General features: G+C 68.6%; 15 protein-coding genes. 10 read left to right on the top strand and 5 right to left on the bottom strand.

All coding sequences use genetic code 11. From position 1 onward, the window contains the following. The 4 genes from AB1L88_RS22945 to AB1L88_RS22930 all read left to right on the top strand — a co-directional run. Positions 1-1,183, top strand: a 1,183-nt coding sequence (locus AB1L88_RS22945) for a M20/M25/M40 family metallo-hydrolase (RefSeq protein WP_367099028.1), incomplete at its 5' end; no start/stop codon positions are given. Next, positions 1,180-2,466 (top strand): Xaa-Pro peptidase family protein, encoded by a 1,287-nt coding sequence (locus AB1L88_RS22940; RefSeq protein ID WP_367099027.1) that lies wholly within the window; start codon positions 1,180-1,182, stop codon positions 2,464-2,466. The genes AB1L88_RS22945 and AB1L88_RS22940, both read left to right, overlap by 4 nt. Positions 2,467-2,526: 60 nt before the next feature. Beyond that, on the top strand, positions 2,527-4,011 hold the full coding sequence (locus AB1L88_RS22935; protein ID WP_367099026.1) for a radical SAM protein: 1,485 nt from the start codon (positions 2,527-2,529) through the stop codon (positions 4,009-4,011). Positions 4,012-4,116: 105 nt separating this feature from the next. Beyond that, complete coding sequence (locus AB1L88_RS22930) at positions 4,117-4,572, top strand: hypothetical protein (RefSeq protein ID WP_367099025.1); 456 nt, start codon at positions 4,117-4,119, stop codon at positions 4,570-4,572. A 350-nt stretch (positions 4,573-4,922) separates the two neighbouring features. On the opposite strand, the gene AB1L88_RS22925 is transcribed toward AB1L88_RS22930, so the two are convergent. Further along, entirely contained in the window at positions 4,923-7,892 is a 2,970-nt protein-coding gene (locus AB1L88_RS22925; protein WP_367099024.1) for an FG-GAP-like repeat-containing protein, read from the bottom strand. Positions 7,893-8,220: 328 nt separating this feature from the next. On the opposite strand from AB1L88_RS22925, the gene AB1L88_RS22920 reads away from it, so the two are divergent. From AB1L88_RS22920 to AB1L88_RS22910, 3 genes are all read left to right on the top strand, one after another. After that, positions 8,221-8,565 (top strand): hypothetical protein, encoded by a 345-nt coding sequence (locus AB1L88_RS22920; RefSeq protein ID WP_367099023.1) that lies wholly within the window; start codon positions 8,221-8,223, stop codon positions 8,563-8,565. A 79-nt stretch (positions 8,566-8,644) separates the two neighbouring features. After that, complete coding sequence (locus AB1L88_RS22915) at positions 8,645-9,610, top strand: DUF1559 domain-containing protein (RefSeq protein ID WP_367099022.1); 966 nt, start codon at positions 8,645-8,647, stop codon at positions 9,608-9,610. Between the two features lie 126 nt (positions 9,611-9,736). Further along, the gene (locus tag AB1L88_RS22910) at positions 9,737-12,136 is read left to right on the top strand and encodes a LamG domain-containing protein (protein ID WP_367099021.1); all 2,400 of its coding nucleotides are present in this window, start codon (positions 9,737-9,739) and stop codon (positions 12,134-12,136) included. Between the two features lie 3 nt (positions 12,137-12,139). Here AB1L88_RS22910 and AB1L88_RS22905 read toward each other — a convergent pair whose 3' ends face one another. The 4 genes from AB1L88_RS22905 to AB1L88_RS22890 form a co-directional block, all read right to left on the bottom strand. Next, a complete protein-coding gene (locus AB1L88_RS22905; RefSeq protein WP_367099020.1) occupies positions 12,140-13,006 on the bottom strand; it encodes a uroporphyrinogen-III synthase in 867 nt (288 codons plus the stop codon). Between the two features lie 423 nt (positions 13,007-13,429). Next, positions 13,430-13,678, bottom strand: coding sequence for a hypothetical protein (locus AB1L88_RS22900; protein WP_367099019.1), 249 nt, complete (start codon positions 13,676-13,678; stop codon positions 13,430-13,432). Between the two features lie 145 nt (positions 13,679-13,823). Beyond that, the gene (locus AB1L88_RS22895; protein ID WP_367099018.1) at positions 13,824-14,885 is read right to left on the bottom strand and encodes a lactonase family protein; all 1,062 of its coding nucleotides are present in this window, start codon (positions 14,883-14,885) and stop codon (positions 13,824-13,826) included. Positions 14,886-15,115: 230 nt separating this feature from the next. Further along, the gene (locus AB1L88_RS22890) at positions 15,116-19,444 is read right to left on the bottom strand and encodes a PVC-type heme-binding CxxCH protein (protein ID WP_367099017.1); all 4,329 of its coding nucleotides are present in this window, start codon (positions 19,442-19,444) and stop codon (positions 15,116-15,118) included. Between the two features lie 496 nt (positions 19,445-19,940). Here AB1L88_RS22890 and fabG point away from each other — a divergent pair, with 496 nt between their 5' ends. The 3 genes from fabG to AB1L88_RS22875 are packed head-to-tail and all read left to right on the top strand — an operon-like array spanning position 19,941 to position 23,385. Continuing rightward, on the top strand, positions 19,941-20,684 hold the full coding sequence (gene fabG, locus AB1L88_RS22885) for a 3-oxoacyl-ACP reductase FabG (RefSeq protein ID WP_367099029.1): 744 nt from the start codon (positions 19,941-19,943) through the stop codon (positions 20,682-20,684). Further along, positions 20,681-22,234, top strand: a complete 1,554-nt coding sequence (locus AB1L88_RS22880; protein WP_367099016.1) for a CoA-transferase — start codon at positions 20,681-20,683, stop codon at positions 22,232-22,234. Before fabG ends, AB1L88_RS22880 begins: the two co-directional genes overlap by 4 nt. Continuing rightward, complete coding sequence (locus tag AB1L88_RS22875; RefSeq protein WP_367099015.1) at positions 22,234-23,385, top strand: acetyl-CoA C-acyltransferase; 1,152 nt, start codon at positions 22,234-22,236, stop codon at positions 23,383-23,385. Before AB1L88_RS22880 ends, AB1L88_RS22875 begins: the two co-directional genes overlap by 1 nt. The last annotated feature ends 28 nt before the right edge of the window (positions 23,386-23,413 follow it).

The following is a 23,413-nucleotide window of genomic DNA, read 5'->3' as shown; positions in this document are numbered from 1 at the left end:
GAAGCCGATCCTGCTGATGTCGCACCTCGACGTGGTCAGGGCCGAGCGAGGCACGGAGGGCGACTGGACCTACCCGCCCTTCTCGGGCACCGTGGCCGACGGCTTCATCTGGGGCCGAGGCGCCCTCGACGTGAAATGCGGCGTCCTCGGGCTGATGGAGGCCGTCGAACGGCTGCTGTCCGACGGTTTCCGCCCGGCGAGCGACGTGTACCTCGCATTCGGGCACGACGAGGAAATCGGCGGCCGGGAGGGCAACCTCCGGATCGCCCAGGAGCTGCGACGTCGCGGCGTCCGCTTCCGATTCGTCCTGGACGAGGGCGGTGGGGTGACGGAGGGGATCATCGACGGGATCGCCGCGCCGGTGGCCTTCGTCGGCATCGCCGAGAAGGGATACGCCACGGTCGATCTGCATGCGATCGGCCCGGAGGGGCACTCCTCGATGCCGCCGCCCCACACGGCCGTCGGCCGCCTCTGCTCGGCGATCGACCGGCTCGAGGCCCACCCGTCCCCCAGCCGGATCGACGGCGCCACGGCGGCGATGCTCGACTACCTCGGGCCGGAGATGCCCTGGCCCCGCCGCGTGGCACTCGCCAACCGTTGGCTTGCAGGCGGCCTGATCGCCCGGCAGTTCTCGGGCAAGCCGTCGCTCAATGGCCTGATCCGCACGACGAGGGCGGCGACCGTCATCCGAGGCGGCGAGACCCCCAACGTCCTGCCCGCCCGCGCTTCGGCGACGGTCAATGTCCGGCTCCTGCCCGGCGAGAGCGCCGAGACGGCCTTCGACCGCATCCGGGCCCTCCTCGCCGGCGAGGGCGTCTCCTGCCAGCTCCGGGCGACGCTCTCGGAGCCCTCGAGGGTCTCGTCGGTTGACTCGGACGGGTTTGGGGTGCTGCATCGGACGATCGCCGAGGTTTACCCCGGTTCGGTCGTCGCGCCGGGCCTCTCGATGGTCGCGACCGACTCGCGCCACTATGCGGCGATCGCCGACGACATCTACCGCTTCCTCCCCCTCCGCGTCACCGCCGACGACCTGGAGCGGATCCACGGCACCGACGAGCGGATCGCCGTCGACGACTATGCCGCCCTGATCGGTTTCCTCGCCCGGCTGATCCAGAACGCCTCGGCCCCGGGGGCATCGGGTGTCGCCGGGCCATCGACGACGACGGGGGAGGCTGGCCGATGATCGGGATCCCCCCGGATGAGCACCGCGAGCGGCTTGGACGCCTGCGGGACGCGGTCGCGGAGGCCGGACTCGACCTGTTCCTGGTCTCCTCTTTTGACAGCATCTACTACCTGACCGGGTCGGGCTTCGAGCCCCTCGATCGGCCGTTCTTCCTGCTGGTCGAGCCGACCGGAGGCCGGGAGCCGGTGCTGCTCGTCCCTCGCCTCGACGAGCAGCACATGCGCAAGGCCGGGCACGTCATCGGCGCGATCAGGACCTACCGGGAATCCCCCTCGCCCGAGGGCCGGCGGTGGATCGACGTCCTCCGAGGACTGATCGGGCCGGCGCACCGGGTCGGCGTCGAGCCGACCCTCCCGCTGGGCATCGTCGATGAGATGCCCGATCAGGCCCTGGTCGTCGCCCCGCTCGTCGAGCGGCTCCGCCTGGTCAAGTCGCCAGCCGAGGTCGCGATGATCCGCCGGGCGGCCTGGTATGCCGACCGGGGTGTCGAGCGGCTCCTGGCCGCCTCATACCGGGGGGCGACGGCCGCGGAGTGTTTCGCCCAGTCGGGCGGCCTCACCCGGGCGATCCTCCGGGACCTTGATGACTTCGAGCCGCTCACGACCCGGGTCCTGATGGCGACCTGGGCCGCCCCGAGGAGCGCCCAACCGCACTCGATCCCTGACCTGAACGACCGGCTCGGGCCGGGGCCTCACGTCGCCCTGGCCTTCCACCGGATCAACGGCTATGCCGCCGAGAGCGAGCGCACCTACTTCACCGTCCCCCCGAACGCCGAGCAGAGGCGCGTCTTCGGGGCGATGAACGAGGCGCGACGACTCGCCTTCCGGACGATCCGCCCCGGCCTCCCGTGCGGCGAGCTGGACATCACGGTCACCGAGTTCCTCCGCGCCCGGAGTTTCGAAGGCGAAGCATGCCGGCTCCACCGCCTCGGGCACGGGATCGGCCTCGGCAACCACGAGGCCCCCTGGCTGGCCGAGGGGAGCGACGACGTGCTCTCCGAAGGCATGGTCGTCAGCGTCGAGCCGGGCATCTACGTGTCGGGCGGTGGCGACGGCCGGGGGGGCTACCGGCACTCCGACACCGTCCTGGTGACGGCCGACGGATGCGAACTCCTGACCCAGCACCGCGACGACATCGACTCGCTGACCATTCGCGGCCCGAAGCCCCTGGCCCGGCTCCGCGGTGCGGCCCTTCGCAGGTTCATGCGCCTCGGCCGCAAGGCTGTCCACGCCCGCTCCCTCGGCCCGCTCCCCGCGGCCTCCGCCGGGGAAAATGCCCGATGATCGCGGGTCGAATTGCCCTCAACCGCCCGAACGATTGTCCCACGAACCGGAGAATCACACTTGCAAACGCTCATCGAACGGGCCCATGCGCGACGGCCCGCCGACACGGCGGCGGAGCACCTCGAGCTGCGTCGGCGGATGGCGAGGCCGCAGCGGCACCGCCTGCTGCACGGGTACCCGCTGGCGGCGGCCATGCCCAGGCGGGATGACTCGGGCGACGGGGATCGCCTCGATTACCGGCCCGATCGGGGGCTGCTGATCGGCGTCCTCCCGCACCCGTTCTGCAACCCGGCCGTCGCGGGCTGCGGCTTCTGCACCTTCCCGCACGAGGCGTTCAGCGGCCGCAAGGCCGAGGCCGTCGTCGATCGCGTGATCCGAGAGATCGACCGGCGTGTCCAGGGGTCGCCCGCGATGGCTCGTCGTCGGGTCGCCGGCCTCTACTTCGGGGGAGGGACCGCGAACCTGACCCCACCACGCCCCTTCCGCGACCTCTGCCGAGCCTTGTCCAGGGCCTTCGACCTCTCTGAGGCCGAGGTGACCCTCGAAGGGGTACCTGCCGCATTCGTCAACCGCAAGCCGTCGCTGGCGGACATCCTCGTTGAGGAACTGGCCGCGCGCCATTACCGCCTGAGCATGGGCATCCAGACCTTCGACCTCGATCAGTTACGCCGCATGGGACGGCTCGGCTTCGGCGACGCGAATACGTTCGCCGAGGTCGTGCGCCTCGCCCATCAGCGGGGCTTCACCGCCTCGGCTGACCTGCTGTTCAACCTCCCCGGGCAGTCGCTCCATGCGATGCGAACCGACGTGCGCCGGGCCGTCGACCTCGGGCTCGATCACCTCGGCCTGTACCATCTCGTGATGTTCCCGGGGCTTGGCACCGCGTGGTCACGCGACCCCGCCCTCGTCGCCTCGCTCCCGCCGAACGAGATCGCCGCAGAGAACTGGCGAGATCTGCGGGGATTTCTGGAGGGATGCGGTTTCTACCAGGCGACGCTCACGAATTTCGAGCGGCAGGAGCATCGGGACCGCGATCGACGTTTCGTCTACGAGGAGTTCAGCTTCCGACCCGAGTCCCATGACATGATCGGGTTCGGCCCGGGCGGCATCTCGTTCGCCCAGCACGGCGACCGGGCCGTCAAATGGATGAACCCGGACGGATCGTCGGTGTACGCGACGGCGGTCGATCGGGGCGAACCGATCCACGACCGGGCCTTCTCTTACGGGCCTGATGACCTGCGCATCCTCTACATGACACGTCACCTGGCCGCCCTCCGGATCGACCGGGCGGTCTATCGCGATCGCTTCGGCAGTGACCCCATTTCGGATTTCCCGGCGCAGTTCGCCGCGCTGGAGAACGAACGCCTGGTGACGGTCGACTCCGGAGCGATCCGCCCGACAGTGCGGGGCATGTTCTACGCCGATTCGGTCGCCTCCCTGCTTGCCAGGCGTCGGCTTGGTCGAGAGTCGATCGCTGGCCTCGGGCCGACCGTGACGCCGATCGACGCCTCGAAACAGCACGACAATGCCTTCGGTCATATGTGACTTCAACCAGGCCGTGCCGCCGGGTCGCCTGCGATGAAAACACGTCCCGCTCCTTCGGGTCTCGGGCCGAGTCGATCTTCTATGACCGATGAATGGAGAATCTCGATGGAAGATCGTGCGGCAATCCTCGGTGCGTTGATCGGCCTCGGCGCACTCCTGATCATCGGAACCCTCGTGGGTGCCATCATCCTGCGTGCCGCCATCAGCCTCCGCAACAAATTGGCCGGCGGTCCCGAGACGCGCGATGCCGTCCCGGAACCGGCGATCGGCAAGGCAATGGGCATCACCTTCGTCGCGACGCTCGCCAACCTCATCGCCGGGTCCGGCGTCGAGCAGTTCGTGGGCGGGCTCGCGGCCCCATCGAGCGGCGAAGGCGGCGGATGGAACGTGATCGCTCAGCTCGTCTCGCTCCCGGTCGGCCTGCTCGTGATGGCGGGCATGCTCTCCTCGGCGTTGCCGACGACGTTCGTGCAGGCAATCGGCGTGACGATCTGTCACCTGATGATCTCGGTGATCCTCGGCGGCATCCTCCTCGCGATCGTCACCATCGCCCTCGGATGAGTCGAATTTCATCGGGGCATTGCACAGGCCCGCCAACCCCCCGAGCGAGCATGCCAGAACGCAAGGAACGAATCCCGCCAATCATGATGGTTTTTCGACATGAAGAGACACGAATTCACATAACCTCCATTATCGGACCCGCCGGCGCGATTGATGACTGCCATGGCCGGCGGTCCCCCTCGCAGCCCTCGTCGTCTCACCACACCAGCCCTTGGATCCTGATACGAAGCGGTCCGACTTAACGGTGGACTCCCGATCGCGGGGAGAAACGTGCCCGTAACCGGTAGTGCCATCGGCGTCCGGCCACCACGATGCAGGCCGGGAGTCATGAGGGCGACCGGTGCGTGACCTCAAGGCCGGAGGCCAGGAGAGTCATCAGGGCGGCCTGGCAACCGTTCCGGGAGTTCGGCCCCTTCCCGGATCCGATAGCCGGTTTCGGCCGAAAGGTCCCGGTAGCGGTCGATCCGACCCGACGGCCAGGAGACTTCGAGGAGGTCGAGGCGGGTCGAGTGTCCCAGACCGAAGTGGAGATTCGGGCCCGATGCCGACTGGTAGCTGCCGCCGCCGGCCTTCCAGTGGGTCTGGCGACGCCCCCCGGCCTCGACCGAGACCCTGGCCCCGATGGCATCCCGATTCGAGGGGCCGCCGACGAGTTGGAGCGTGACGGAGTGGCCGGCATCGGCGGTCCGATTGCGGAGGGCCGCCAGGGGGGCGTCCTGGGGGAGGAGGATCGCATCGAGCAGGCCGTCCTGGTCGAGATCGCCGACGGCCAGGCCCCGGCCGACGGTGCCGGACCGGAAGGGGGGGCCGGCGTGTTCGGAGGCGTCGACGAAGCGGCCGAGGCCGTCGCCGATCAGGAGCTGGGGCGGCATCGCATAAGGGAAGAGGGGGCGGAGGTCGTTGATATGACCATTCGCCTGGATCAGGTCGAGGTTCCCGTCGTTCTGCGCGTCGATCGGGGCGATGCCGAAGCCGAGCCGCTGGCGGGTGGCCCGGGCGAGGCCGGATTCGGCCGTCCGGTCGGCGAAGAACCCGCCGCCGAGGTTATGGTAGTACGTAGTCGCCTCGCCGTAGAAGTTCGTCACGAGGAGGTCGGGCAGGCCGTCGCCATCGAGGTCGGCGCAGGCCACCCCCATGCCCGCCTGGTAGCCCCCCTCGGCGTTCGCGGCGACCCCGGCCTGGAGCCCGTGCTCCTCGAACGTCATCCCTCCCCGATTGAGGAAGAGGAAATTGGCCGAGAGGTCGTTGGCGACATAAAGATCGATGGACTCGTTGCCGTCGAGGTCGGCGGCGACGACCCCGAGCCCCCGGCCGGCGACCCCGGCGATCCCGGATTCGGCGGTGACGTCCTCGAAGGCGCCGCCGACGTTGCGGAAGAGGTGGTCGGCCTGGGCATCGAAGAGTAAGGGATTGCAATAGCCGTTCGAGCCGGGAAGGTCAGGCAAGGGGCAGGCCTCGGGGTGCGTCTCGTCCCAATCGAGGTAGTGGCAGACGTAAAGGTCGAGCAGGCCGTCTCCGTCGAAGTCGGCGAAGGCCGCCGAGGTCGGCCAACCGCGATCTCCCCCGAGGCCGGCGGCCTCGGTCGCGTCCTCGAACGTCCCATCGCCGCGGTTGCGGTAGAGGGAGTATGAACGCCATCGAGTGATGAACAGGTCGGGATTCCCGTCGTTGTCGTAGTCGCCGACCGTGACGCCGTGGCCGTACCCCTGGTCGAACACGGCGATCCCGGAAGTCTCGGTCGCCTCTTCGAAGGTGCCGTCACCTTGATTCCGGAAGAGCCGGTCCCCGCCGGATCGATCGGACCCGGCGACCGGGGGGAAGTCGCCCCCCTGCACGGCGTAGATGTCGAGCCAGCCGTCGCCGTCGAAGTCGAGCAGGGCGACGCCCCCCCCCATAGTCTCGGGGAGGTGGTGTTGACTCGATCGGCCATTGCGATAGGTGAAGGTGAGCCCGGAACGGGCGGCATCGTCCTCGAACCGGACGCCGATCGGGTCGATCGATCGGGCCTTCCGGATCGATCCCCGATCCTTCGCGGAGGATCCGCCGACGTGCGAGGGCAGCAGATCCGCCAGCATCGCATTCCCCGATGCGGGACGGAGTGGGGGGCCGAGGCGATCGAGGGCGAGGCGGGCCTCCTGGCGTCCCGGGTCCCGGCTTCGGACGATCGCCCAGAAGGCCCTCGCCTCGAATCGCCGGCCGAGGGTCTCGGCCAACCTGGCCATGGTCGCAGCCTCGGCCCGGAGGTCGCCGCCGGACAATGACCGGTAACGATGCAAGGCCTCGTCGCGGTCGGCCTTGCGCCGGCGGAGTCGAGAGGCCAGGTCGAGGTCGCCGGACGTCACGGCCAGCTCGGCGAGCCGATCCAAGGCGGGAATCGCTCCCGGGCAGGCGTCGAGCAAGCGATCGAGCGCCCGGCGTTCCGCCTCGGTGTCGCCCAGGCGGGCTGCGTGCCAGGCCTCGATCCGGGGGGGGAGGCAGGGCGAGGCCGATCCGGCCGGGAAGTGACTCAGGGCGTCCCGGATCGAGTCGATCCGATGATCCGCGAGGCCCAGCTCCAGGGCCGATCGCCAGACGGCCGGGTCATCGGGGCGACGCTCCAGGCAGGCGTCGAGCCATCGCGACGCCTCCTCGAGGCGGCCGTCGCGGATGGCCAGGTTCGCCTGTCCGAGCCAGACCCGATCGTCGTCCGGCGCCAACCGGCCAGAGCGATCGAGGACGGCCCGTGCCCGCTCGACCGGGAACGGGTTGAGGTCGAGCACGAGGTGGCGCCTCAGGGTCGCGATCGCCTGGGGGGAGTCGGCCCCCTCAAGCTCCTCGTAATGCCCCCAGTTCGCTTCGAGCAGCGAACCGGCCTCTTCCAGCCGCTCCTGATGCCAGAGCAACTCGACCAGGAACTGGCGGAGCCCCGGGGCCGAGGGGCCCGGCCGGGCCAGCGCCGAGACGGCGACGGCCTCGGCCTCTGCGAATCGCCCCCGATCCATCTCGACGATGGCCCGGCCGAGGGCCGCCTGGCCGGCGAACGGGGAGCCCTGGGGGACCCGTCGCCAGGCCCTGAGGGCGGCCTCGACGTTGCCGAGGGCGTGCTCGCTCATCCCGAGGACGTAGTCGACCTCGCCGTTGGCCACCCAGGTCCCGGAGAGCCTGACCAGCCGGCCTCGGGCCGACGCGACCCGCCCGGCGTCCAGTTCGTGCCTCGCCCGCTCCAGCTCGATCCGGAGGTGGACGGCTTGCGCATGCCACCAGGTCGAGAAACCTGCCCCCGCGGCGACGGCAAAAATTAGAAAATACCAAAGATTTTTCGAGAATTTGAATCGAAACATCTCGAATGATCCGAATTTGCACTGGCCAGAAAATGATGGCCGTCATCCAAAAAATGTTTGACTCATTCTCTCGGCACGGCTAGAGACATGATGGTGTTCCCAAGACGGATGGTCCGTGACGCCAGTGGATATGCCAACAATTTCTATACAGCAACGCGTCCTGGCGTGCAACGACGAGCCGGTTGGGCGCATTGGCAGGAGAAGAACCTTGAAAAGCGAGCGGGACGGCACCACAAGGGGCGTTCGAATCGGCATCGGGCCACGTGTCGAGTCATGGGTGTTCGCCTGCCTTGTGGTTGTGGTTGCCGGTTGCGGGGACCGGAGCGGCTTGAACCTGGCGACGGTCCGCGGGACGGTCACCTACAACGGGAAGCCGGTCGATCACGGGCAGGTCGTCTTCATCCCGACCGAGGGGGTCGGCGGCCCGTCGGCGGTCGGCGAGATCAACGCGGACGGCTCGTACCAGATGAAGACCGCCGATTTCCAGGGCGCGGCCGTCGGCCGCCACCGGGTCACCGTCCACAGCCGGAGGCCACTCCGGCCGGAGGAGGAGAAGAGCCTGATCATCCCGGAATTGCTCATTCCGGATCGCTACGCGAACGAGGTGGATACGCCGCTCGCGATCGACGTCGAACCCGGTGTGAACCAGTACGACATCGAACTGACGGATTGACGGCACGTCGGGCAGGCCCGAATCGGCCGAATGACTCGGCCGGGGAGGATCGGCCTTTCCTCAACACGGAGAGATTCTCTTGAATACACGTAATAGACTCCCGTTGAGTCTCCGACGCTCGGATTCGGCCTTCACCCTGATCGAGTTGCTGGTGGTCATCGCCATCATCGGCGTCCTGATCGCGCTCTTGCTGCCGGCGGTGCAGAGCGCCCGCGAGGCGGCCCGCCGCTCGCAGTGCTCGAACAACCTGAAGCAGATCGGCCTGGGGATCCACAACTACGAGTCCACGCACGGTTGCTTCCCCGTCAGCACACCCCACTTCCCGGAGGGGCTCGCCCCGACCCTGGTCTCGAACGGGATGAGCTGGATGATGGGGATCTTCCCCTTCGTCGAGCAGAACAACCTCTACGACCAGTTCAATTTCGACGGCGACTTCCAGTCGGGGCTCGGCATCGCCAACATCGGGAACCGGACCCTGATCCAGTTCCGGATCAATCTCTACGAGTGCCCCTCCGACCCGGATGGCCAGGAGCTCCAGGACAATGTCTGGGGCCTCTTCGGCGTCCCCTTCTCGCCGACCAACTACGCCGGGGTCATGGGTCCGCACAACCTCGGCAACGGCTCGCTCTTCGGCGGCCTGCCGGACTGCCATAATTATTCGGCCTACGGCTTCAAGGAGTGCACGGGGACCTTCTGGCGGCATTCGATCCTCTCGCCGGTGAAGCTGAGCAGTATGCGGGACGGCACCAGCAACACGATTGTCGTCGGCGAGGTCTTGCCGTCGTACGACGACTTCAAGACCTGGTCCCTCGGCGCCGGCACCTATTCCAGCACGTCCCCGCCGCTCAACTACCGGCCGGCGGTGAACCAGCCCTTCGCCAACTGGCCGAATCAGATCAGCTTCCGGAGCGCCCACCCGGGCGGCGCCCAGTTCCTCTGGGGGGATGGCCGGGTCTCCTTCGTCAAGGAGACGATCGCCCGGGATGTCTACCGGTCGATCAGCACCCGCAAGGGGGGCGAGGTCGTCTCCGCCGATCAGTTCTGATCGGCCCCCGAAGTCGCTCCCTCCCAGCTCATCACGGCCCCTCGATCGCGAACCAGGCGGCTCGACGATCGAGGGGCCGCGTCGAGTCTTGCTCTCCCAGGGCCGCTCCCGAGAGGACCTCCACCGATGAAGAAACCGCCCCCCTCGACCGAGAGCCGTCGCGAGTTCATCGTCCAGTCCGCCGCGGGACTCCTCGGCGCCTCGGCCGTCGGCGGCACGACGGGGACGGCAGAAGGGGCGATTCCCAGGACCGCCCTCGACTCCGGAGCGATCCCCCCCCATCGCCCGCTCGACCTCCCCGGGCTGCACGCCTACGCCGAGAAGAGCATCGCCGCGGGCGACCCGATCCGGTTCCGGGTCAGCAGCACGGTCCCCTTCGAGCTGTCCATCTGCCGGCTCGGCCCGGACATCGACGACCGCTCCGGCGACGAGGTCCTGGAAGTTGCCGGCGACTTCCCGGCAAGCCCGCAGCCGATCCACCCCGGTTCTTATGTCCATATCGAGCGTCACCTGCCCCCGGGCGAGGCGATCGACTCCCTCGCCCTCGAATGCTGGGTCCGGCCCTGGCCGACGGCCCGGCAGCAAGGGCTCATCACCCAGCACGATGCCCCCGGCTCCTGCGGCCTCGGCCTGCTGATCGACGAGCAAGGGCGGGCCGCCTTCTACCTCGGCGACGGCGACGTCTGGCGGGCCGACCGCCTCCTGACCGGCCCTGCCCTGGAACCGAAGCAGTGGCATCACGTCGTCGGCACCTGGGACGGGCGCCGGCAGGCGCTCTGGGTCAATGGCCGACAGGTCGCCGAACGGGCGATCGAGGGGCCGGTCAGGCCGGGCGGCGCCCCCTTGAGGCTCGGCGCGATCGGCTCGGACGGCATGGCCGACGCGTTCCTCGAAGGGGACCTGGCCGGGCCGACGATCCATCGGGCCCCGCCTGATGCTCGCTCGATCCGGGAGCGGTTCGATCGCCGATCGACCACCGCCCCGGATCCGGCAACGGTCTATGCCCACTGGCCGCTCGACGAGGAGAACGGCGACCGCGTCGCGGACTGGAGCGGCCAGGCCCGCGACGGCCGGATCATCAATCACGGCACCTGGATGGTCGGCGGCCCGAGGTTCGACGGCTCGGCCATCCCCCGCTTCGGTGCGTACAATCCGGACCGGGATCCCGCCAGGGGGCACGGCCTCAGGCTCGCGTCGGACGACCTCTATGATTGTCGGTGGTCGGTGACCCACGAGGCGGTCATCCCCGAGACGGCCAGGCCGGGGCTCTACGTCGGCCGCTTCCGGTTCGAGCTCGATGGCGAGGCCCACCAGTACGACGTGACCTTCCTCGTGCGACGGGCCGCGTCGAGCCCGCCGGCGCCGATCCTGGTCCTCTGCTCGACGAGCACCTGGCTGGCCTACGGGGGCACGCCCTTCGCGAAGAACGTCTCGGGGCCGCAGTCGTGGGGCACGGGGGGGCTGGCCAACAGCGTCGAGCGGGCCCCGGCCTACTGCTTTTATCGGGATCACCACGCAGGGCAGCCGACCTATCAACTGGGCATGAACATGCCCTGGCCGGTGGCCGGCCCCGATGTCCTGTACAGCCCGCCCGAGGTCGGCTACAGCCATTTGATGCGGGGCGAGCGCTTCACCCACGTCTGGCTCGACGAGCAGGGGTATTCGTACGACCTCGTGACCGACCTCGACCTGCACCGCAACCCCGAGATGCTGCGCGATTACCGCGTCGTGGTCCTGAACGGGCACAGCGAGTACTGGTCGATCCCGGCCTTCGAGGGGGTCGACCGCTTCCTGACCGAGGGCGGTGGGGCCATCGTGCTCTCGGGCAACACGATGTTCTGGCGGGTGAGCTTCAGCGACGACGGGTCGGTGGTCGAGTGCCGGAAGTACGACCCGAGTATTGGCGGCCGGACCGATGCGCCGATCGGGGAGCTCTGGCACAGCCACGACCGGAAGCGCGGCAGCCTGATGCGGGAATGCGGCTACCCGGCCTGGGAGGTCATCGGCCTGGAGTGCCTCGGCTGGTGGGGCACCGGCCAGGGGAATTTCGGCGTCTATCGGGCCGACGCGACCGATCATCCCCTCTTCCACGAGCCCGAGCCGGTCGGCCTGGAGCCGGGCGAGACCTTCGGCCATGCCCCGGGAGGGGGCGAGCCGAGGGCGGTCGGCCACGAGGCGGACGTCCGGCTCGCGACCCTGCTGGAGATGACCCATCGACCGATTCCCGAAGGGGCGGAGATCCCCGAGGAGCCGCCCGGCATCACCACGCTGGCCAAAGGGATCCGGGAGCCGGCCAACGGCATGTCGCTCGACTACTTCGGCCGGCGGTCGGAGCCGATCGACGGCACCTCGGCCGAGGTGATCTACTGGGAGCGTCCCCAGGGCGGCAAGGTCTTCCACGCCGGGGCGATCGCCGCCGGCTGGGCGTTGTCCGTCGACCCGCGCTGGGGAGCCTTGATGCGGAACGTGCTGGCCCGCCTCGGCGTCGAGCCGTCCCAGCAACAGGGCGGCCCGTCTCGGACGTGATTGCTAGTCGGGCCGTCGCCTTCGTGTCGCGAGAGACGACTTCCATCGAGCGGCGACCGCGGCGACGAGGTGCCCGGACTTCGGGTGATCGGGCTCGATGTCGACCGGGAGGCCGTGCGACCGCAGGATCTCCGAGGTTGACGGACCGACCGACCCGATGACGACGCGATCGGCCAGCGCGGAGCGGAGGTCCCGGCCGTTGCCATCGTCGTCGGCGACCTGGAGCAGGTGCTCGACCTGCTGACCCGCCGTGAAGAGCGCGGCCCCGGCCTTCCCGTCGATCAGTTCGGCGATGCCGGCCCGCAGCGGCCGGAGGTCTTCGGGCAGCGCCCATCGGTAGACGGGGACCCGGGTCGCGGACGCCCCTCGATCCTCAAGCCCTTCGATCAGCCCCGGGCCGGGCTTGCCGTACTCCAGGACGGCGACCTGGAGGCCTCGCACGGGGCAGCGATCATCGAGCAAGGCCAGGGTCTCTCGCCAGGTGTTCGGCTCGGGGACCCGGAAATCGACCGGCACCCCCAACTCCCGGAGGGCCGAGGAGGGCTTGGGGCCCCGGGCCACGACCCGGGGCCGGGCCAGCAACGCCGGCCAGTCGATCGGGGAATCGCCATCCCGGAACGCCCCAGCAAGGTAGCGAACCCCGGCGCCCGTCTCGAAGACGACGAGGTCGAACTGCTCGCGTCCCAGCCCCTCGACGAAGGCGACCACCTCGGGGACCGTCCCGAGCGGGATCTCTCGCAAAGCGGGGGCCGAGACGGGATCGCCGCCATGCTTGGCCACCAACTCGGCGAGCGATCCCGCCATCCTGGCCTCGAAAATGACGACCCGAAGGCCGTCGAATCGAGCGGGTGCTCCGGGAGTGGTCATCATGCTCCTCAGGTCTTGCGATCGCTGGTGGGAGGTTTCGGGATTGCCGAGTCCCCGTCATCCCATCAGACAGGACGTGCCGGGGACCGGGCAAGTCAGGCCCGGTCGAATTCAGGACGAGGCGAGCTCCGGGCGCTCGGCGATCAGGGCCCCCGGCGCCCGACCGACCGACCCTCGTCGCTGATGAAGGTCCCCCGCCACCCCCTGCTCGCGTGCGAGAGGATCAAGGCCCCTCCGAACCCTCCCAAAAGCCCGAAGACGAGGAACCCGCCGCCGAAACTGCCGGACGCCTCCTTCAAGGTGCCCAGGAACGTCGGCAGGAAGAACCCGCCGAGGCCCCCCGCGTCGACTCATCCTGGAGGATCTCGACCGCCTCGCGAGCGGCCCGCCCCGGATTGACCGGCTCGCGGCCCGGCTCCTGATGGGTCACGAATCGCCGGACCCGCCGTTCGAGGTCGTCACGCACCCCGGCCAGCGGATGAACCGACCGGTGACGGCCAGGGCCGCCAGGGTGGCCGCGTCCCTCATGGTCGCGAACGACGGCTGGAGACGGTCCAGCGCGTCCTGGGCCTCCTCCCCGGCCTGCCTGATCCGGGAGAACGCTCGATCCCCTTGTCGGATTTGCTCATGCGAGGCGGACCAGATCGCCAGCACCTCGACCAGTTCGCGGCGCAAACACGTTGAGGAGCAACCCTCGGCGAACGATCCAGTTCGTCGCCGGTGGTCATCCGCTCAACGCGCGATCTTCCGAGGCAAGTCTACCGACGAACCGCTCGATTCAGCCAATCGAGAGTCGCAGGACCTCATTCCGGGGTCCTGGTCAGGGTGAAGGGGGTTCTTCGAGAATGCGCAGGCATGAAGGCGAAGTGACTTCCAGCGGAGTCCCGAGCGGCGTGAGATCCCCCGACTGGGGGTCGATGCGGAAGACGGTCACGCGATTCCCCGGCATATTCGCGCACAGCAGCAGGCGGCCATCCGCCGTGATGGCGAGGTTCTGAGGCCCCTCCCCGAGGCTGGGTTCGAACCCGATCAGGCGGAGCGCCCCCTTTTCGGCGATGCGGTACATGGCAATGCTGTCATGGCCCCGGTTCGTCCCGTACAGGAATTTCCCGTCCGGCGTGATCTTCACGTCCGCGCAGTAGCTCTCACCGGCGAAGTCATCCGGCAGGGTCGAGATCGTCTCCCGTTCGATGAGGATCCCCGAATCCTCCTCGAAGTCGAATCGCGTGACCGAATTGAGGAGTTCATTGATCACGTACATCGTCCGGCCGCCCGGATGGAACGTCAGGTGACGCGGCCCCGACCCCGGAGGGGTCCGGACGAAGGGTTGCACGTTCGGCGTCACGGTCCCGGTCGAGGCGTCGAGCGCGTAGCAGAGGATCTGATCGAGGCCGAGGTCCGCGGCGTAGGCGAATCGATTGTTGGGGCCGATGACGAAGCAGTGGGCGTGCGGCCCGCTCTGCCGGGCCTCATTCACGCTGCTCCCGGCATGTTGGACGAACGAGACGGGAGGAGAGAGCGATCCGTCGTCCTTGATCTGATAGGAGACGACACTCCCCGTGGCGTAGTTGGCGACCAGTACCGCCCCGGCCTCGGCGTCGATCTCCACGAAGCACGAGGCCGATCCTCGGGTCGTCTGGCGGTTGAGCAGCCGCAGGGTCCCCGCGTCCTTCTCGAATCGATACGCCGCGATTTGCTCGTCCTGCGGGCCGCCGAACGATTCTGCATGGATCGTATACAGGAATCCGTGATCCGGCGTCACGTTGAAGAAAAACGGATGGGGGATGGGGTCGCTCTGGTACAGTTGCTCCAGCTCCCCCGTGGCGGGATCCAGGCTGAAACCGCGGATCACCCCGTCCGCCCCCCCCGCAAAGGAGGACACCAGGACCAGGGGCCCTCCCGAGGCCCTCGCGGCGTGGCTCAAGACGATGACGAGGAGAGCCGTCCAGCCCGCTGACCTACCCAATCGACGCCGGATCCCGAACCTGCTCATCATCGGTCCTTTCTCGCGAACGATCACTCGCGACACCTCAACTCCGTGAATCCCCACCGGCCAATCGCAGCCGCGACGGCCGTCGAAACGGCATTGCCCGAACGTCGGGCCGCGACAGGTCAGGGTGTATCGCCGACCTCGACGGTCACCGCCATGACGATCGGGGCCGAGTCATCCTCACCTTTTCGAAGTTCGATCCGAGCGATGGGTTCCGAGGGCCTCTCGGGGCGAACCGAGAGGTAACGGAGCTGCCTGCCGCCGAGTTCGAACGCGAGGGTCGATCCGGGCACGTCGACGCGGCGAATGTAGTCGGCCAGGTGGATGCCGTTGCGCAACGGGTGGTCCTCGGTCGTGCCGTCCGCGTAGTGCAGGCGGACAACCATGGAAACCGACCCTTCGTCGCCGAACGGATAGGACCAACCGCCGACGCCCCCGAGCACGTGAATGACCTCGGCCGGGGCATTGACCGGAAGGTCGACGGCCCGGGGCATGCGGGGCGGCGTCCTCCCCTGAGGCCCGTAGAGGAGGATCGCATTGGGAACGCGGTCGCCCTGCGGGTCGACGAGCTGGAACGGGACGCCCTCCACGGTCTTGGTCGACCAGTCGTCGAAGACCAGCCGCTCGGTCCGGGACCCCTCGTCGAAGAACATACCGCGCGTACTGACGACCGTGGCCGCCTTGCGGAGATCGAGCGGCAGATACCTGCCCGGACGCGTGAGGAAGGCGATCAGGTCGGCGAGCTGCTCGGGAGTGCCTTGCTGCTCGAACCCCTCGGGCATGACCGACTTGTCTGAGGCAATGAACTCATCGATCTCTTCTCGGAGAATGACGTGAGATTTCCCCTCGGTGTCGATCAGTTCGATCGAGGTCCGCGACTCGGCCGCGAGCAACCCGCTGAGGATCCGGCCGTCGATCGTGGCGACCGTGTATTGCACATAGTTCCCCTCGACTTCTCGGCTCGGGTCGAGGATGTGGACCAGCAGTTCCTCGGCCGGATGGGCGGCCATGCCGGTCAGGTCGGGGCCGACGTTCCCCCCCTCGCCCGAATGCTGATGACACTTGGCGCAAAGGGCATCATAGACGCCTCGCCCTGCGGTCGGATTGCCCCCGGCCAGGACGACCGGGGCGAGTTCGTCGATCACCCGCTGCCGATCGGGGCTGGGCAGGCCGCCTCCGCGTGCGAGCAGGCCCGACGCCCGCTCGGCGATCGCCGCGTCCGGGTGGCCCATCAGCCGTTGTTTCTGGTCGAGCGCGAGCTGGCCGACCGGGATGATCTCCTGCTCGACGCCGTCGATCAGCGCGGCGCTCCAGTCGGACCGACCGAGCAGAACACGCAAGACTTCCGATCGGACCGCGGGGGTGAGCGACGGATACGCCCGCACCAGGACGGCTCCCGAGCCCTCGGCGGCGCTCCGACCAATCGCCGAGACCAGCCCGGCGGCGAAGGTCGGCGACGCTTGCGGCGTGATCAACGCGATGAGGTCGGCCGCGGCCCCGGCATCGTCGCGTCGGAAGGTGACGAACTGGCGGGCCGTCTCGAGCCTCGCCTCCTCGGTTCGGGCCTCATTGCCGACCTCGGCCAGCAGCCGGTCGGCGATCTCGGCGGTATACCGCTCAAATCCCTCGGCCCCCAGGCGACTGGCCAGGGCGACGAGCTGCCCCTGGGTCTCGGCCGGGAGCCTCGTGAGCAGGAGCGCCATCGACTCTTGATCATCCTTGTCGAGGGTCGCCGGCCGATCCTCGGGCCAACCCCGGCCGATCCCGGCGATGACAGCCTGCGCGATCTCGGGATGCGCCGCGGTGAGCAGGGCAACGGTCCCGCCGATCGTCCCCGTGGGCACGCCCCGGGCCTCGTGCTCGGCCACGCGGTCGGCGATGGCGAGGACGGTGGCGGTCGGCGGCCCATCGAACTGATGAGTGGCGAGCTGTTCCAGGAACGGCCTCGCGTGCGCGGCGGCGGCCGCAACGGCGGCATCGGCAAGCCATTGATCCCCGTCGAACGCGCCGGAAGACGCCGCCTCGACGAGCCATCCCGCGGCAACCGTCGACTCGGGTCGCTCCGAGAGGGCCAGCAGGGTCGAGAGCCTCACATGAGGGTCGTCGTCGCGCAACAGGTCCGATCGGATCACCGCCGAGAGGGCCTGATCGTCGTCCTTCGGGAGGACCCGAACGGCATTCTGTCGGACGCCGGCCGAGGGGTGCCCCAGGGCCGAGAGGGCGGCGGCCTCCGCCTCGCCGTCGATCGCCCCCAGCCCATGCAGCGTCCAGAGGGCATGGATCGCCCCCGGATTCAGGCCGATCGGATCGACCGATTGATCCTTGACCAGGGCAATGAGCGCCGGCACCACGTCCGTCTCGCCCCGCTCGACCAGCAACCGCTGGGCATGAAGCCGCCAGAACATGTTGTCGCGAGTCAACGCCGACACGAGGCCCTCGGCGTCGGCCGGGTCGAGCGTCGTCGACTCGGCCGGGGGAGCGCCTTCGTAAACGACCCGGTAAATCCGGCCATGCGTCCGGTCGCGTAAGGGGGTCTCGTAAGCATTCCCCCTGCCCGTCTCGAACCCCTGGGGCGTCGGGTTGTGCTGAACAATATAGTTGTACCAGTCGATGACCCAGACATGCCCGTCGGGGCCGACCTCGGCGACGATGGGCGCGGTCCATTCGTCATCGCTGGCGAGCTGGTTCCAGCCGTAATGCGCGGCGAAGTCGGTGCCTCGGCGTTCCAGCGTCATCGTGGCGACCAGGTGGCCCGTCGGCTCGGTGATGAATGCCGAGCTGTTCCAGTAATGATCGGGGTAGGTCCGGGCCGTATACAAGGCGTGACCGGCGGCCGCCGTGAACCCGCCGTGCCAGTCGACCTGGCGGACTTTCTCGGTGATCGGGAAGAAGCGGTTGGAGTCGGCAATATTACGCAGGACCGTCGGCGCCCAACCCCGGACGGATTCGTAATAGCGGTTCGGGATCGAGAGGAAGACACTCGGGCATCCGTTGGCCGTCGACCCGAAGACGAGCCCCTCCTCGCTGATGCCCACCCCCCACGAATTGTTCGAGGTGGATCGGAGGAACTCCAGGTCGGATCCGTCGGGCCGGAACCGATAGAATCCCTGACTGAAGCGGTGCGATTCCTCGCCAACCTGGCCCCGGAAGGCCGAGTAGCCGACGATCCCGTAGATCCAGTTATCCAGGCCATAGCGCAGGTTGCTTGGCCCGGCGTGCGTGTCATCGGTTCCCCAGCCGGTGAGCAGGACCTCGCGAACGTCGGCCCGGTCGTCGCCGTCGGTATCCTTCAAGAAGAGGGTATCGGGGGCCTGATGGACGATCACGCCGCCCCGGGCGAAGGTCAAGCTCGTCGGGATGTTCAAGCCTTCGGCGAAGACGGTGAACGCATCGGCCCGGCCGTCGCCGTCGGTGTCCTCGCAGATCGTGATGCGGTCGCGCCCTTCCCCCCGCTCGACCTTCGTGTTGGGGTAATCGACGCTCTCGGCAATCCAGAGCCGGCCGCGGCGGTCCCATGCCATGCACAGCGGCTTGAGGATGTCCGGCTCGCTCGCGAACAGCTCGACGCGGAAACCGTTCGGGACCACGAGGCGTTCCATCGATTCGGCCGGGCCGAGCGCCTCCTGCATCCGTCGAAGCGGCTCCCCCTGGGTGCCCCAGCGTTCCCCGGCCAGATAGTTCGGGATCGGAGTTTCGGTCTCGATCGAAGTGAACGTCCCCTCCCGATCTAAGGGTCGGGGGCGGCTGTCGAAGACTCCCCCTCGGTTCGCGGCCCATCGGATGCCGCGCTCGATGAGATCCTGGAAGCCGGGCTCGGTCCAGGTCCGGTGATCGTGGCCGTACGCCGTGTAGAAGACCCGTCCAGCACCATGGGCCCGCACCCAGGTCCAGGGTTCGCGCCCGTCCCCCTCGGGCCGAACCTGCAAGAGATGCTTCTCGGGGTCGTGCCTGGCATGCACATAGGTCTCATCCCAGGTCCGGAACGGCTCGAATCCGACCATGATCGGGTGGCTCGGGTCCACGACCTCCGTCTCGAATTCCCCTGTCTCGTGGCGGAGGAACTGCGCACCGACCAGTTCGACGTAGGCCGGAGAGTTCAGGAAGCAGTACGAGGCGCAGTGGATCGGCACGAAGCCGCCGCCGCCGGCCACGTAGTCGAGCAAGGCCCGCTCGCGCTCGGGATCGATCGCCTCGATGTTCGCATAAATGATTAGGGCATCGTAGGACGAGAGCGTGTCCGGATCGAGGGCCGTGTCGATCTCCTCGGTATAAGTCACGTCGATCCCGCGGCCGGCCATCACGGGGATGATCTGGGCTGCCCGCTCGGCGGGGCGATGATGCCCCTGGTCCCCCAGGAAGAGGACCTTGAGCGGAGCGGCCTCGCGGTCCTCCGCCTGGAGCCATTGGGGGGCCAGACCCAAGGCCATCGCGAACAAAAGGCAGCGGTTCACGAGTTCTCCCTCCGAGATTCGGGCGGGTGGTCGACGTGACGGGACCTGACGTGCTGATTCGTGTCGCAACGCGACGGCATGCGACCCGAGGCGATGCGAACCGGCGAACGATCCGTGACGTGTGCGTGTTCCGGGTTGGAACCCCCTCGAACCGAAACACGATCCAGGTCATGAGATTCAATGATCCTGGTCACGCCGAACCATCAGGGTCAAGGACCTTGAAACCGTGGGGCCGGGCCTCGGCGGCCGGTCGCGGGCCGACCGGGCCGACCTCCCGGTGCGATGATGCGATCAGGGGCGTTGCTTGTTCAACGCGCAACTCCCGGTTACCTTCAAGCCCGAGCGGGTCGGGCCTCGCCTGTTGCCGAGCCTTCGGCATCAACTCCCCGCTCGAAATCCGAAAAGGCTGACGTCCCTTGACCGCGCCTGCCAGGCCGACGGCAACGGGATTGCTCCTGGTGATTGCTCCTTGTTGGAGAGCGTAACGGTGATCGGAATCGACATCGGCGGCAAGGTGGCCCTCGTCACCGGATCGGGCCAGGGACTGGGACGGGCCTCGGCCCTGGCCTTGCACGCGGCGGGGGCCGCCGTGGTCATCAACTACCCGCCCGACCCCGCCGGCCAGAACGCCGAGCGTGCCCGAGCCGTCGCCGAGGGGCTGGGAGATCGGGCCATCGCCTTGCCGGCCGACGTCTGCGACCCGAAGCAGGTCGACGCCATGATGACGGCCATTCGCGAGCGCTTCGGCCGGCTCGACATCGTCGTCAACAATGCCGCCGTCATCCGGGACCGGACCCTCCGGAAGATGAGCGACGATGAGTGGCAAGCCGTCATCGACACCGACCTGGGCGGCGTCTTCCGCGTCTGCCGGGCGGCCCTCGGATTCATGGGCGACGGCGGCCGGATCGTCAATCTCGCCTCGATTTCCGGGGTCGTCGGCTTCTTCGGTCAGGCGAACTACGCGGCGGCCAAGGCCGGGGTGATCGCGATGACCAAGGTCCTCAGCAAGGAACTGGCCCCCCGCCGCATCACCGTCAACGCGGTCGCCCCCGGCGTCGTCCTGACCGACATGGGCAAGACGATCCCCGAGGAGGTCCGCACCCGGATGCTCGCCGACATCCCCCTGAACCGGTTCGGCGAGCCGGAGGAGATCGCCCATGCGATCCTCTTCCTCTCCAGCGACCTGGCCGGCTACATCACCGGCCAGACGATCCACGTCAACGGGGGATGGTGGGCGTGACCCCTCGCATCGAAAGACTCCTGTGCTCCGCCGCCGAGGCGGTCGAGGACCTCGACGATGGGCAGACCCTCGTCAGCGGAGGCTTCGTCGGCGCGGCCCACCCCGAGGCCCTCACGGCGGCGATCGAGGCCCGATTCCTGGACACCGGCCGCCCCCGGAACCTGACCCTGCTCTACGCCGCCGGCCAGGGAGACGGCGGCGACCGCGGCCTGAATCACTTGGGTCATCGGGGCTTGCTGGCCCGGGTCGTCGGCGGCCACTGGGGACTCGCACCCCGGATCGGTCGCCTCGCGATGGAGAACGAGATCGAGGCGTACAACTTCCCCCAGGGGGTCATCTGCCACCTGCTCCGCGACATCGCCGCCGGACGGCCCGGCTGCATCACCGGCGTCGGCCTGGGGACATTCATCGACCCGGTCCACCGCGGAGGCCGCCTCAACACGCGATCGACGGCCGACTTGGTCCAGCGGATCGAGCTCGACGGCCGCCCCTGGCTCTTCTATCGGGCCTTCCCGGTGCACATCGGCCTGATCCGGGGGACGGCGGCCGACATCCACGGGAACCTCGTCATGGATGACGAGGCGATCATCGGCGAGGTCCTGGCCATCGCCCAGGCCGTCCACAATTGCGGGGGGACGGTCATCGCCCAGGTCCGTCGGCTCCTCCCCCATGCCGCCCCTCCCATGGCGGTCCGGGTGCCGGGCATCCTGATCGATCGGGTCGTCATCGCCCCCGAGCATCAGCACGACCAGACCTTCGCCGAGGCGTTCAACCCCACCTACAGCCGGGCCGGCGATGTGGACCTGCTCGACGATCGCCCTCGCTTGCCGGCGGGAGTGCGCCGGATCATCGCCTCGCGGGCCTGCGACGAGCTGGAGGCCGGGGCGATCGCCAACCTCGGCATCGGCATGCCGGAAGGAATTGCCCTGATCGCCGCCGAGCGCGGATTACTCGGCTCCGTCACCCTGACCGTCGAGAGCGGCCCGATCGGCGGCGTCCCGGCCGGCGGCCTGAGCTTCGGCGCCTCAAGTCACCCCGAGGCGATCGTCGATCAACCGGCCCAGTTCGACTTCTACGACGGCGGCGGCCTCGACTTCGCCGCGCTGGGGGCCGCCGAGATCGACCAGAGGGGCAACGTCAACGTCTCTCGCTTCGGCACCCGGCTCGCGGGTGTTGGCGGATTCGTGAACATCTCCCAGAATGCTCGCCGGGTCGTCTTCTGCGGCACCATGACCTCCGGCGGACTTGAGGTCGAGGTCTTCAACGGCCGCTTGCGGATCGTCCGGGAAGGGGACGTCCGCAAGTTCGTCCCGATCGTGGAGCAACTCTCCTATGCGGCCGACGTCGCCCGCCAGAAAGGGCAGGAGGCACTATACGTCACCGAGCGGGCCGTCTTCCGCTTGACGGCGGAGGGCCTGGAGCTGATCGAGGTCGCGCCGGGCATCGACCTCCGGCGCGACGTGATCGACCAGATGGGGTTCCGCCCCATCATCCGCGAACCCAAAACGATGCCGATCTCCGCATTCGATCGGAACACCGAGGAAGACTGATGGATCGCCTCTGCATCGTCGCGGCCAAGCGAACCCCCCAGGGCCGTTTTCTCGGGGCCTTGAAGCGGCTCTCCCCGGTCGACCTGGCCTGCGCGGCGGCCTGGCCGGTTGCCGATCAGGTCGACGGGTCGATGATCGATCAGGTCATCATCGGCAACGTCCTCGGCGCAGGGCACGGCATGAACATCGCCCGGCAGGTGGGCATCCGCCTCGGCCTGCCGCCGGAGGTCCCGGCCTTCACCGTGAATATGATGTGCGGATCGGGTTTGCAGGCCGTTCGACTGGCCGCTCAGGCCATCCGGAGCGGAGAGGCACGGGCCGTCCTCTGCGGCGGCACCGAGTCAATGTCGGGCGCCCCCTACCTGCTCCCCCGCGCCCGGCAGGGCCTGAAGCTGGGGGACGCCCCGCTCGTCGATTCGATCCTCCGCGATGGCCTGCTCGACGCCTTCGACGGCCGTCACATGGGCCTCCTGGCCGAGGCCATGGCCACCTCGTACGCCATCGACCGCCGCAGCCAGGACGCCTGGGCCGCTCGCAGCCAGCAGCGTTACGCCGACGCCGAGGAGTCCGGCGCGTTCGACGATGAACGGGTCTCCGTCGAAGGGCTTGAGACCGACGAGCACCCCCGACCGGGAACGACCCTCGACGACCTCTCCCGTCTGAAGGGTGTCTTCGACCCCGACGGCACCGTCACGGCCGGCAACGCCAGCGGGATCAACGACGGCGCGGCCATGCTCATGCTGGCCGATCACGCCCTGGCCGTCCGCGAGTCGTGGCCGATCCTCTGCGACTGGGTCGATTCGGTCGCGGTCGGCTGCGAGCCGGCGCAGATGGGTCTCGGCCCGGTGCATGCCCTGCGTCGACTCTGCGATCGGCGGCGGTGCTCCCTGGCCGACTGCGACGCGGTCGAGATCAACGAGGCGTTCGCCGCCCAGGTGCTCGCCTGCGTCCGAGAACTGGCAGTGCCCGAAGCGACCGTGAATCGCTGCGGCGGCGCCATCGCCCTCGGGCATCCGATTGGGGCCAGCGGCGCCCGGCTGGCAGTCCACGCGGCGCATCAGATCGCACGAGGGTCCGTCCATCAGGCCGCCATCAGTCTCTGCGTCGGGGGAGGCATGGGCGTGGCGGCACTCCTGAGGGCGCCGGAGTGATCGCCAGTCACGACCGAGACGAATCATT

It is taken from the genome of Tautonia sp. JC769 (assembly GCF_040717455.1).
Classification (GTDB): domain Bacteria; phylum Planctomycetota; class Planctomycetia; order Isosphaerales; family Isosphaeraceae; genus Tautonia.
The sequence above is the reverse complement of the archived record's forward strand: the minus strand, read 5'-3'. Positions and strand labels throughout refer to the sequence as shown.

Coding starts and splice junctions, on each gene's coding strand:
- AB1L88_RS22940 (WP_367099027.1), top strand. CDS start 1,180: ATGATCGGGATCCCCCCGGATGAGCACCGCGAGCGGCTTGGACGCCTG.
- AB1L88_RS22930 (WP_367099025.1), top strand. CDS start 4,117: ATGGAAGATCGTGCGGCAATCCTCGGTGCGTTGATCGGCCTCGGCGCA.
- AB1L88_RS22925 (WP_367099024.1), bottom strand. CDS start 7,892: ATGTTTCGATTCAAATTCTCGAAAAATCTTTGGTATTTTCTAATTTTT.
- AB1L88_RS22910 (WP_367099021.1), top strand. CDS start 9,737: ATGAAGAAACCGCCCCCCTCGACCGAGAGCCGTCGCGAGTTCATCGTC.
- AB1L88_RS22905 (WP_367099020.1), bottom strand. CDS start 13,006: ATGATGACCACTCCCGGAGCACCCGCTCGATTCGACGGCCTTCGGGTC.
- AB1L88_RS22875 (WP_367099015.1), top strand. CDS start 22,234: ATGGATCGCCTCTGCATCGTCGCGGCCAAGCGAACCCCCCAGGGCCGT.